We start from the raw sequence: 11,154 nt of genomic DNA, 5'->3' as shown, positions 1-11,154 counted from the left end.
GAGTTACTTGGTGACGTCCTTCAGTAGTATGCTTAGATAACATGTATATTTCTCCCCTCAAACATTATCTACTTTAATTGTACAATAAAAAAAGCTTGTAGACATGACTTTGTCTACAAGCTGAAACGTTCCTGAATAGGAACGTTTCGTAGTTTATAAAAGTGTCATCATATCGTTTGTTGTGGGTTTACAGTGTCTCTTCCGCTTTTTTGGAACTCGGGCACTGTAATTTTCTTTGTTTTAGCATTAAATAATAGATTTAATAGGATCGCCATTAAGCTTCCAGATACAATACCGTTTGCTGTTAAGATCTGAATGCTTTCTGGGAACCTGCTGAATAGTTCTGGTTCAACGGTTACGCCTAGCCCCATTCCTACTGAACACGCAATAACGAGAAGGTTTTCTTGTTTAGCCAAATTTACTTCACTTAGCATTTTAATTCCTGAAGCAAAAACCATTCCAAACATCGCGACCATTGCTCCGCCCATGACAGGAGTTGGGATAAGTGTTGTTAGTGCTGCAACTTTTGGTAGAAATCCTAAGAAGACTAACATGCCGCCTGCTACATAAATGACTTGTTTTGTTTTAACACCTGACAACTGGACAAGACCTACATTTTGAGAATACGTCGTATAAGGAAACGCGTTGAATATTCCACCGAGTATAATCGCGAGGCCTTCTCCACGATATCCTTTAGTTAAATCTTTTGGGGATAGATCTCGTTCGCAAATTTTTCCGAGTGCCATAAATACACCTGTTGATTCTATAAGACTCACAATAGCAACCAGGATCATGGTGATGATGGCACTGATTTCAAAAGTAGGCATTCCAAAAAAGAAAGGCTTTGGCATGTGGACCCATGAAGCTTCCATGACTGGTGCAAAATTTACTAAGCCCATAGAAGCTGCTGCGACCGTTCCTGCAATCAGTCCGACTAGAATGGAGACTGAACGAACAAATCCTTTTGAGAAACGATAAAGCAGTAATATGAACCCTAATACTCCAAACGAAAGGAATAGATTTTGAGGAGAACCAAAGTTTTGACTGCCTGCCCCACCTGCCATGTCTTTAATTGCTACTGGAATTAACGTGATTCCGATAATGGTAACAACTGATCCTGTTACAACGGGAGGAAACAATTTAAGAATTTTACCAAATGCACTAGCAAATATGACAACGAATAGACCTGCTGCAATAATGGCTCCATAAATGGCACTCATTCCATATTGACCGCCAATCGCAATCATCGGTCCAACTGCAGTAAACGTACACCCTAGAACAACAGGGAGTCCGATACCAAAGAAGCGGTTCTTCCAAACTTGTAATAGTGTTGCTAAACCACACGTTAATAGATCAATGGCTACCAGATAAGCAAGTTGTTCTGCTGATAGTTTAAGTGCACCACCAACAATTAGAGGAACAATGATTGCTCCTGCATACATCGCGAGTACATGTTGTATTCCAAGTGAAAATACTTTCCCTTTTTTCATATTGAAGTTACCTCGCTTTTTAAGAATGTGATACCGCTTGAGTTCATCTCACTGATACGTGCAATGGATTCAACACGGTACCCTTTATCAACAAGCTTTTGCCGTCCATCTTGAAATGATTTCTCGATCACAATACCAAAGCCGCTGATAATAGCTCCTGCTTTGTTAACAAGTTCTGCTAATCCAAGCGCCGCTTCTCCATGAGCCAAGAAATCATCAATGATTAATACACGCTCACCTGCATGGAGGAACTTGCTTGCAACGGATATTTCATTTTCTTCTTGTTTTGTAAATGAATAGACTTTTGAAGTAATCAGTCCATCTGTTAATGTTAAGGATTTCTTTTTCCGTGCGAAGACGACTGGGACATTTAATTCTAATCCGGCAAAGACAGCTGGAGCTATACCAGAGGATTCAATCGTTAAAATTTTTGTTATTCCTTCTCCTTTATACCTTGCCGCTAATTCACAGCCGATTTGCTGCATGAAAGACGGGTCTATTTGATGGTTTATAAAAGAATCGACTTTTAAAACCGTTGGCGATAATACGATTCCTTCATCACAGATTTTCTTTTCTAAAAAATTCATGACTTCACCTCTTAAGTTATAGTTTTCCATGAAGCTCCAATCAACTTAGCAGCAACCGGAAATACAAAAAACCGGAGGATCGCTTCTCTCTAATGAGTGAAGCAATCCTCCGGTATAGATAACGGAATAGAAATAACCCAATACACCCTCCACAGTATGAGGATGATCGGAAATGTTTGCGTCACTCGTAGTCAAACCCATTTACGGGGGTTTGGTAGAAACTTGCAGGCCATATCCCTGCGATTATACGAGCTTATGAAGTTACCATGAATTATACGGCAAACATTTCAAAAAAGAAACCCTAAATTTGTCTATTTATAGTTTGAATTCATACTAATGGTGTCGAAAACTCTCTTTCCAATTCGTGCATATCCTTTTTCATTTGGATGAAGATTATCTGCGAAATAGTCTTTCTTGTTCTTATTTACAAAAAGATCATCAGTCCTGATAAATGCTACATTTTCATGGTCCTTCGTAACTTGGATGGTGGAGCGGTTCCAATCTAACATCGCTTCATTGACATCCGACATATCTGCATATTTTACTTTTGGATTATAAATGCCTAAAATATAAATGGTTTTAGACGCATTCTTTTTTTGGACCCTCTTAATAATTATGTTTAAATTTTCTCTATAAATTTTTTGATTGGTCTGAAGCTCTTTCTTATTAAACTTTGTTAATCGATCCGTACTTTTTATGAAATCATTTGTTCCTATGTTGATTAAAATAAAGTCTGAGTTTTTTGCAGTCTCGGCAATTTCTTTATTTGATAATCTTTTCAACAAATCTGTGCTTGTATCATTTGGAACGCCATAGTCGTGAACCACTAGCTTTTTATTTAATTTATCCTCATACCTTTCCTGTACGTCCCCGATGTAGCCGTTATCATCTGCATCACCTAATCCGTACGCTAAGGAATCTCCAAGAGCCGTCGCTTCGACTTCGTCGGTACTAAGAGCTTTAACGATCATTACACCTGCTAATAATACAAAAACACTAATCACAATAAGAATTACTCGTTTTTTCATTACAAAACCACCGGCTTTCATGTTGATATTCTAAGTCTGCTATAAAGGGGTTCTAGTCCAATCTTATTTTGTAAGCATACCTTTTTTATAATGATCTTAAACGGGTGTCTGATACCGGTGGCAGCTAAATCATTACTTTTTATTGATTTAAATGTGCTATATTAGTATCGATATAGTTTAACTTCTTTTTACTATTACATACTTAGAGGTGAACGATGAGTAAACAAAAAAAGAAAAAACCAAATGTGAAAAGGTCGAAGAAAAATAATTCTCATGTCTGGCTTTTTGTCATAATCGGCATTATAACGGTTGGACTAGTCATTTTTATGTTGACAGGAACCTTCAATAAAGATGAAGTTGCCATCGATTATAAAAACCAACCTTATTTAGGTGAAGAAAAAGCCCCCGTAAACATCATAGAATTTGGAGATTATAAATGTCCTGTTTGTAAAAACTTCAACGAATCATTTTTTCCTTTGATCGATAAAGAATTGATTCAGACAGGAAAAGTTAAATTTTATTTTCTAAACTATCCTTTTATTAATGTGGATTCAGAAAGATCAGCTCTCTATGGTGAAACGGTTTATCGAGAATTAGGAAACGATACGTTTTGGAAGTTTCACAAGCTACTCTATGAAAAGCAGCCTGATGATGTAAGTCTAGAGAAAAAAGATATATTCACAGAGAAGTTTCTTAATGATACTTTAAGTGAAGTGGCAAATGATGGAGATGTAAAAAAAGTTAAGGATCATTTTAAAGATGATGCGTCTGAAAAGGCTGTCAATACAGACGAAGCTCTTGTTAATGACCTTGGTGTAACAGGTACACCGACCCTTTTTGTAAATGGTAAAAAGTTCGAAGGAAATTCATTTGGAGATCTTCAGAAGATGGTTGAAGAAGCGGAGAAGGAGAGTAAATAAAGGTGACGAGTAAACCCTTGTTGATCGCCTGGTTATTATCTGTAATCGCAACCCTTGGAAGTTTGTATTTTAGCGAAGTTCTTCAGTTTGTACCTTGCACGTTTTGCTGGTATCAGCGTATTCTCATGTATCCCTTGGTTATTCTTTTAGGAATTGCCTTTTATCATCAAGATCATAAAATTAACCGATATGTCTTGCCATTATCTGTTCTGGGAATGTTAGTATCAGGTTATCATTATGCTCTGCAAAAGATTCCTGCATTGAGGGCTTTTGAGACCTGCACCTCAGGAGTGCCATGCTCTGGAGAATATATCAACTGGCTCGGTTTTATTACCATCCCGCTACTAGCATTGATTGCCTTCATCATTATTACAATTTGTATGATTATTATGAGACAGCAACGTAAATAAGGTTGCTGTCTTTTTATTGAAGGACGTGCTTTTTACGGTACGTGTTTTTTTATTTCTTACATGTTCGCTCAAAAAACGTTAGTTACGCTCAAACACGCCGATCTTCGCTCAAAAATCCTTTTGTACGCTCAGAATGACTCCACTTTCGCTCAACATTCTTTATCTTCGCTCAAAAAACCTCATTTTCACCTTATGAGCCGAAAAAAACATCCCTAAACAAAGAAAAACTGACTCCCAAAGAAAGATTTCATCCCTTGTTGAGTCAGTTTCTTCTTTTTATTCGCCTAAATCCACGTTGTGATACACTTGTTGAACGTCTTCAAGGTCTTCTAACGCATCGACCAGCTTCTCGAACTGGGCTTGTGCATCTTCAGGAAGAGTTACGTCGTTTTGTGCAAGCATTGTTAGTTCAGCTACTGTAAAATCTGTTATGCCAACCTCTTTAAAGACCTGTTGTACTGCATGGAACTGATCAGGTTCTGCATAAACGATAACAGAATCACCTTCTTCGATAACATCGCGAACATCGAGATCGGCTTCCATTAATAATTCAAGTACTTCATCGGCAGATTTGCCCTCGAGTCCGATTACTGCTGTAGCATCAAACATATAAGACACAGCACCGGAGACACCCATGTTTCCGCCGTTTTTATTAAATGCTGAACGTACTTCAGCTACTGTGCGATTTACATTATTTGTAAGTGTATCAACAATAATCATGGAACCATTTGGACCGAAGCCTTCATAGCGGAGCTCATCATAATTTTCATCCGAGCCTCCTTTTGCTTTTTCAATGGCGCGGTCAATGATCGCTTTTGGTACATTGTATGTTTTTGCCCGCTCCAGAACAACTTTTAATGATTGATTTAATTCTGGATCAGGTTCGCCCTGCTTTGCTGCAACGTAAATTTCACGACCGAATTTCGCGTAAATCCTACTCGTATTTGCGTCTTTTGATGCCTTTTTTTCTTTAATGTTATTCCATTTACGACCCATTCTATTCACTCTCTTTCAACTTTGAATCTATAACGTTATTATACATAAATGAAGGAATGGTTACGAGTTTTTATCACATAAAGAAAACAACCTCTCTATAGAGAGATTGTTCTATAAACTTATTTGACTTCTCTATTTCCTATATTTATAGATTCGTTCTGGCCGTCCAACCCCTCCGTAGGAAATGTCGGCAGAGACTTTTTGTTCAGAGACTAAGTACTCTAAATACCTTCTAGCGGTTGTACGGCTTACCCCAATCAGCTGGCCGAGGTCTTCTGCTGTGTAGCCGGTTTGAGTACTTGTTAGCATAGACATGACTTTATCTAATGTAATTTTGTCAATTCCCTTTGGTAATAATCCCGTCCTGTTACTTTCAGACTTTTCTCTTTTAAAGACAGCGTCTATTATACTTTGATTTACTTCACTTGAAGCCGCTAACTGTTGGATGGATGATTTATATTCATGGAATTTTAATAAGGTTTCTTTAAATCTTTGGAAAATAACCGGTTTTACAATATAATCAAAGATTCCATCTTCTAATGCACTTTTTAATGTTTCCGCTTCGGTTGCTGCTGTTACCATGATTACTTCAATTCCCCGAAATTCGCTTCGAATCCAGCGTAATAAGTCTAGACCATTCATATCTGGAAAATAGATGTCTAAAATTACGAGGTCTGGTTTAAGGATCGTGATTTGCTCTTTTGCTTCTTCCTCATTTAGGGCAATGCCGCATACAGAGAAACCATCAATCTTTTCTACGAATCTACGGTTAATCTCTGCGATTCTGATGTCGTCTTCAACAATAAATACTTCCCATGAACGCATGATGTTGTTAACCTCTATTCTTTCGGGATCATAACAGTAAACAGGGTTGAGCCCACTTTGGTTCTTTCGTAAAAAATTTCACCATTTAATTGTTTCACCGATTGATAAACGAGGTATAATCCATAACCTCGATCTGACCCTTTTGTCGAAAATCCCTTTTGGTATAACTTATTAGCGATTGAAGACGAAATTCCTTCTCCATAATCTTCGACCTCAATTAATAATTGGTTCCCCATATCGGAAAGATAGATTTGAACTCCGTTTTCACTTTCACTGTTTTTGACAGCTGCATCCATGGCATTATCTACTAAGTTTCCAATGATCGTTACAAGTAATTGTCGATCTATTGCTTCAGGAATATCTTTAAACTGACTAGAGCGATCCATTAAAAAAGGAACTTTACGTTCAATGGAGCGATTAAACTTTCCAATAAGCAATCCGCCGATATAAGGATCAGAAATTCGACTCATGATAAACTTACCGAAGCTTTGATGGTTATCTGATTCCTTTGAGATTACATCGAGTGCTTCTTGATACGAACCTAATTGTATTAATCCTGAGATTAAATACAATTTATTTGAGAACTCGTGCGTTTGTGCACGCAACCCTTCACTATATCCTTTTACTTGTGCAAGTTCTTCGTTAAGTCTATATAGTTCGTTTTTGTTTCGGAATGTAGCTACAGCTCCTATAACTTCACCTTTATCATCCGAAATAGGAACACGATTGGCAACAACATGACTGTTTCCTAGCTTCATCTGTTCATCAAACTCACTCTTGCCAGTTGCTATCACATCTAAAAGTCGAGTGTTCGGAATAGCCTCTAAGATATTTCTTCCTGTTAGATCGTCTCTATCTCTTCCTAGCATTTGTAAGGCGGTATGATTAGCGATTGTTATATGACCTTCACGGTTGATGGCGATAACACCTTCTCTGATTGCTTCAAGAATAGCACTTTTTTCTTTGTACAATAATCCAATCTCTTTCGGTTCTAAACCATGTGTTGCTTTTTTAACGCCGTTTGCTATTAATACGGAACCTACAATTCCTAAAAGAAGAGTCAGTATTCCAAAAAGTAAAATCTTGAGTTTATAGGGCCATATGATCTCATTTATACTCGTCGTCAAAAAACCGACGGAAACGAGTCCAATAACTTCTCCCTCACTGTCCATGATTGGTGCTTTCCCTCTAACTGCAGGTCCAAGAGATCCGGTTGCTTCTGTAATACTTGTTTCACCTGCTAAGGCGAAATCGTTATCGCCGCCTACCATCTTTTTTCCGATACGGTCTGAAAGAGGATGCGAATAACGGATTCCTGCCTTGTTTCCTACCACAACATACTGCGCGCCTGTCTTCTTTCTAATTTCTTCAGCATAAGGCTGAATTTTTTGTGATGGATTTTCTTCTTCAAATGCTTCGATCACTAATGGATTGCTGCTAACCGTATTAGCTACACTCAGCGCTCTTTGACCGATCTGATCTTTAATAGTGTTAACAAACATTGTTTGGAACAGAACGGCTAAGATTAAAACTACTAAAAAAATGAGGGAGCAGCTGATGAGGATTAACTTTGTTTGCAGTTTCATTGATTTCCCCCTGAAATAAGAAAAGACTTTCTTGGTTTAGAAAGTCTTCTCTTTCACTCTTGTTTTATCCTTCCACGTTGACAACTACATCTTTACCTTTTAACTTCAGTAAGAATGGGATTAAAATCCATAAGACGGAACAGATCAGAAAAATAGCGGAGATCGGATGTTGTATAAACACCATAAAGTCACCATTTGATGTCGTTAACGCACGTCTCATGTTATTTTCGATCATCGGTCCCAATACAAGACCAAGAACAAGAGGTGCCAATGGATAATCGTTCTTTGCCAATAAATACCCTGCTAAACCAAATCCAATTAATAAATAAAGGTCAAAGGTTGTTACTTGGACCGCATAAACCCCGAAAACCGATATCGCAATAATGATAGGCAGCAGATACTTAGGAGGTGTTTCGATAATCTTAGCAAACACTTTTACGAGAGGCATATTTAAGATTAATAGCATTAAATTCCCGATAAACATGCTTGCAATAAGCCCCCAAGCTACATCGGGATGGTCACTGAACAATAACGGACCAGGCTGTATATTGTACATGATGAGGGCTCCCATTAAGATTGCAGTTGTACCGGAACCAGGAATACCAAGAGTCAATAGCGGGATCATAGCGCCTCCAGAAGCTGCATTGTTCGCTGATTCTGGCGCTGCCACCCCAGCAATGGCACCTTTTCCGAATTTTTCAGGAGTTTTACTTATTTTCTTTTCAGCAATATACGAAAAGAATGAAGCTAATGTTGCTCCTGCACCCGGAAGGACCCCAACGAAAAAACCAAGAATCGATCCACGTGCAATTGGTGCGGCACTCTCTTTAAAATCTTGTTTAGAAGGTATAACTCTACCTACTTTTGCTATATTTTCTGCATCATCTTCTTTATGGAGAATCGTTTTGAAGACTTCTCCTAGAGCAAACAACCCTACAGCTACTGTTAAAAATTCAAGTCCTCCAAAAAGGACCGGAATGTCATAGGTGAAGCGTGCAACACCTGAAACAGCATCAATACCAACTGTTGCGAGAAGCAGTCCAGTTACTGTCATCATCCAGGCTTTCGTGATCGAACTTCCCGCAAGACCACTAACTGCAGCAAGTCCTAACAGCATTAATGAAAAATACTCAGCTGGTCCAAATTTTAAAGCCATTTCAGAAAGCGGATTTGCGAGCAGTGCTAATCCAACAATGGATACGATACCTGCTACGAATGACCCGATGGCCGCAATTGACAATGCTGCTCCTGCACGTCCTTGTTTTGCCATTTGAAAGCCGTCTAAAGTCGTCACTACAGATGATGACTCACCTGGTGTATTCAGCAGGATGGATGTGGTAGAACCTCCATACATCGCACCATAATAGACTCCTGCTAATAAAATAATCGAACTAGTAGCGGCAGCGGATGGCTCCATACCACCCGTTAATGTTGCCGTTACAGGTATAAGTAGTGCCACTCCGCTCATTGGGCCGATACCCGGAAGCACCCCGACAGCCGTTCCAATTAATACACCTATAAAAGCAAAGAATAGGTTTTGAGGTTGTATGGCTGTTTGAAACCCTTGCATCAAAAAATCCATTACGCCCATCTTTTTTCCTCCTAACTAAACCAGATCGGCAGTCCAGGCAAAGAACCTTTTAGAACTACAACGAATAAGTAATAAACACAAAATGAGAAAGCAGCTGCAATGCATAAATTCTTAATCCAACCGCTCTTTTCCATCGTCTGAAAAGATATAAATAGAAATAAGAATGTACTAATCAGATAACCAATGATTTCAAGTACCGCAGCATATAGGATGCTTGCTGTCAGTATGATTAAAAACCTTTTAAACATTAATTTTTCTTTGTTTTTATTTTTAGTAGTGATGGATTTAAATGACTCCAAGAAAAGTTTTACACTTAATAATATAAGGATGAGTCCGAGTAAAAATGGAAAAACGTTAGGGCCAACTTCACTTCCATATGCACTCGTTGCTATATGTCTGCTTTCTAATAGAAAAGCAGCACCGATTATAGCAAAAATTACACTCGCATATCGGTCGAAACTTCCTATATTCATGGATAAAGCTCCTTTCACTTTTATGAATAAAAAGGGAGAAGTAAAGTACTCCTCCGGTTTCTGTCTATTTATTCATCCCTAGGGATTTTAACAAGTCTTCAACTTGTTTTTCTTGATCTTCAAGAAAGGATTTAAACTCTTCTGCGTCTTTAAATTCTGCTTCCCATCCATTTCGTTCTAGTTCAGCCTGCCACTCTTTGCTGTCGTTTAAATCTTTTAGCTTTTTACCCCAATATTCTTTTGCACTCTCAGACATTTCTTTTGGTCCAAAGACTCCTCTCCATATCGTAAAATCAGCGTCTATACCTTCTTCTTTAAAGGTTGGAACATCTGCTAAATCTCCTTTTAATCGCTCAGTAGAAGAAATACCAAGAACTTTTACTTTTCCTGCTTTTAAATACTCACCTACTGCTGAAGCATCCGTAGCAATGTAGTCTGCATTTCCTCCTAATAAAGCTGCAATAGCTTCTCCGCCCCCATCATAGGAAACGTACTTTACTGATTTCGGATCGATGTCAGACTTATATGCTGGGAGCACAGCTACTAAGTGATCCATGGATCCAGGTGCAGACCCGCCTGCTGCCGTAACGGATTTTGGATCTTTTTTTACTGCGTCCATTAGTTCTTTCAAACTGTTATATTTTGAGTCGTCTTTTACAACAATGGCTCCAAAGTCTTTTGTTAGTTGAGCGAGTGGAGTTGTATCTTTATAACCATAAGGACTGTTTCCTTCCTTCTTAAGGTTATTTATCAAGATAGGAGGTGAGTTAACGTAAAGTTTATAATCATCTTTTTTATGTTGTGTCGCGTATTCTGCTAAGTAAACCGCACCGCCTCCGCCTGGCTTGTTCTCAACGGTCATCGTCTGATCGACTAATTTCGTTTCCCCTAATACCTTAGTAAGAGAACGTGCAGTCAAATCCCAGCCGCCCCCAGCACCAGATGGAGCTACAACGGTAATTGCTTTTTTCGGATATTCTGGATCTCCTGCGGTACTGCTTCCGGATCCAGAAGTACTACATGCTGTTAGGGAAGGGACGAGAAGTCCTGCTAACAGCCAATTTTTCCATTTTGCTTTTTTCATATGTATCCTCCTTTTGATAGCGCTTTCAATAAATCTTTTTCTTATCTTAACACTTTTAATTTGAAATTGAAGTTTAACACTATAAAGAGCGTTTTGTTCATAAAGTTCATGAGTAAAAGCTTAATAACGTTGTTGATTTCCGCCCCAGGTTTTCTAAGGGCGTC

At 38.5% G+C, this 11,154-nt stretch carries 11 protein-coding genes and 1 riboswitch; of the genes, 2 read left to right on the top strand and 9 right to left on the bottom strand.

Annotated elements, in window-relative coordinates; all coding sequences use genetic code 11:
- Positions 1-167: 167 nt before the first annotated feature.
- The 3 genes from M3206_RS13250 to M3206_RS13240 all read right to left on the bottom strand — a co-directional run bounded on the left by M3206_RS13250 (position 168) and on the right by M3206_RS13240 (position 3,105).
- Positions 168-1,490, bottom strand: a complete 1,323-nt coding sequence (locus tag M3206_RS13250) for a nucleobase:cation symporter-2 family protein (protein WP_251313006.1) — start codon at positions 1,488-1,490, stop codon at positions 168-170.
- Positions 1,487-2,077 (bottom strand): xanthine phosphoribosyltransferase, encoded by a 591-nt coding sequence (locus tag M3206_RS13245; protein ID WP_251313005.1) that lies wholly within the window; start codon positions 2,075-2,077, stop codon positions 1,487-1,489. The genes M3206_RS13250 and M3206_RS13245 overlap by 4 nt, the downstream gene beginning before the upstream one ends.
- Positions 2,078-2,245: 168 nt before the next feature.
- Positions 2,246-2,348: riboswitch (purine riboswitch) on the bottom strand.
- 40 nt (positions 2,349-2,388) lie between these two features.
- Positions 2,389-3,105, bottom strand: coding sequence for a GDSL-type esterase/lipase family protein (locus M3206_RS13240; protein ID WP_251313004.1), 717 nt, complete (start codon positions 3,103-3,105; stop codon positions 2,389-2,391).
- A 215-nt stretch (positions 3,106-3,320) separates the two neighbouring features.
- On the opposite strand from M3206_RS13240, the gene M3206_RS13235 reads away from it, so the two are divergent.
- Positions 3,321-4,025 carry a DsbA family protein gene (locus tag M3206_RS13235; protein ID WP_251313003.1) on the top strand — a complete coding sequence of 235 codons (705 nt, stop codon included), beginning with the start codon at positions 3,321-3,323 and terminating at the stop codon, positions 4,023-4,025.
- A 2-nt stretch (positions 4,026-4,027) separates the two neighbouring features.
- Entirely contained in the window at positions 4,028-4,435 is a 408-nt protein-coding gene (locus tag M3206_RS13230) for a disulfide oxidoreductase (RefSeq protein WP_251313002.1), read from the top strand.
- 276 nt (positions 4,436-4,711) lie between these two features.
- On the opposite strand, the gene M3206_RS13225 is transcribed toward M3206_RS13230, so the two are convergent.
- The 6 genes from M3206_RS13225 to M3206_RS13200 all read right to left on the bottom strand — a co-directional run bounded on the left by M3206_RS13225 (position 4,712) and on the right by M3206_RS13200 (position 10,990).
- Positions 4,712-5,431 (bottom strand): YebC/PmpR family DNA-binding transcriptional regulator, encoded by a 720-nt coding sequence (locus M3206_RS13225; protein ID WP_251313001.1) that lies wholly within the window; start codon positions 5,429-5,431, stop codon positions 4,712-4,714.
- Between the two features lie 132 nt (positions 5,432-5,563).
- Positions 5,564-6,256, bottom strand: a complete 693-nt coding sequence (locus M3206_RS13220) for a response regulator (protein WP_251313000.1) — start codon at positions 6,254-6,256, stop codon at positions 5,564-5,566.
- A 14-nt stretch (positions 6,257-6,270) separates the two neighbouring features.
- Entirely contained in the window at positions 6,271-7,842 is a 1,572-nt protein-coding gene (locus M3206_RS13215) for an ATP-binding protein (RefSeq protein ID WP_251312999.1), read from the bottom strand.
- A 64-nt stretch (positions 7,843-7,906) separates the two neighbouring features.
- Complete coding sequence (locus M3206_RS13210; protein ID WP_251312998.1) at positions 7,907-9,433, bottom strand: tripartite tricarboxylate transporter permease; 1,527 nt, start codon at positions 9,431-9,433, stop codon at positions 7,907-7,909.
- Between the two features lie 11 nt (positions 9,434-9,444).
- Entirely contained in the window at positions 9,445-9,906 is a 462-nt protein-coding gene (locus M3206_RS13205; RefSeq protein WP_251312997.1) for a tripartite tricarboxylate transporter TctB family protein, read from the bottom strand.
- Between the two features lie 64 nt (positions 9,907-9,970).
- Positions 9,971-10,990 carry a Bug family tripartite tricarboxylate transporter substrate binding protein gene (locus M3206_RS13200; RefSeq protein ID WP_251312996.1) on the bottom strand — a complete coding sequence of 340 codons (1,020 nt, stop codon included), beginning with the start codon at positions 10,988-10,990 and terminating at the stop codon, positions 9,971-9,973.
- Positions 10,991-11,154 lie beyond the last annotated feature (164 nt).

Origin of the sequence: Fictibacillus phosphorivorans (assembly GCF_023715845.1) — a bacterium.
Taxonomy (GTDB): Bacteria; Bacillota; Bacilli; order Bacillales; family Fictibacillaceae; genus Fictibacillus; species Fictibacillus phosphorivorans_D.
Note: the sequence above shows the minus strand (reverse complement) of the source record. Positions and strands in the feature narration are given on the sequence as shown.

Excerpts from the sequence above, each read along its gene's own strand:
- M3206_RS13250 (WP_251313006.1), bottom strand. The coding sequence starts at position 1,490 with ATGAAAAAAGGGAAAGTATTTTCACTTGGAATACAACATGTACTCGCG.
- M3206_RS13245 (WP_251313005.1), bottom strand. The coding sequence starts at position 2,077 with ATGAATTTTTTAGAAAAGAAAATCTGTGATGAAGGAATCGTATTATCG.
- M3206_RS13240 (WP_251313004.1), bottom strand. The coding sequence starts at position 3,105 with ATGAAAAAACGAGTAATTCTTATTGTGATTAGTGTTTTTGTATTATTA.
- M3206_RS13235 (WP_251313003.1), top strand. The coding sequence starts at position 3,321 with ATGAGTAAACAAAAAAAGAAAAAACCAAATGTGAAAAGGTCGAAGAAA.
- M3206_RS13225 (WP_251313001.1), bottom strand. The coding sequence starts at position 5,431 with ATGGGTCGTAAATGGAATAACATTAAAGAAAAAAAGGCATCAAAAGAC.
- M3206_RS13220 (WP_251313000.1), bottom strand. The coding sequence starts at position 6,256 with ATGCGTTCATGGGAAGTATTTATTGTTGAAGACGACATCAGAATCGCA.
- M3206_RS13215 (WP_251312999.1), bottom strand. The coding sequence starts at position 7,842 with ATGAAACTGCAAACAAAGTTAATCCTCATCAGCTGCTCCCTCATTTTT.
- M3206_RS13210 (WP_251312998.1), bottom strand. The coding sequence starts at position 9,433 with ATGGGCGTAATGGATTTTTTGATGCAAGGGTTTCAAACAGCCATACAA.
- M3206_RS13205 (WP_251312997.1), bottom strand. The coding sequence starts at position 9,906 with ATGAATATAGGAAGTTTCGACCGATATGCGAGTGTAATTTTTGCTATA.
- M3206_RS13200 (WP_251312996.1), bottom strand. The coding sequence starts at position 10,990 with ATGAAAAAAGCAAAATGGAAAAATTGGCTGTTAGCAGGACTTCTCGTC.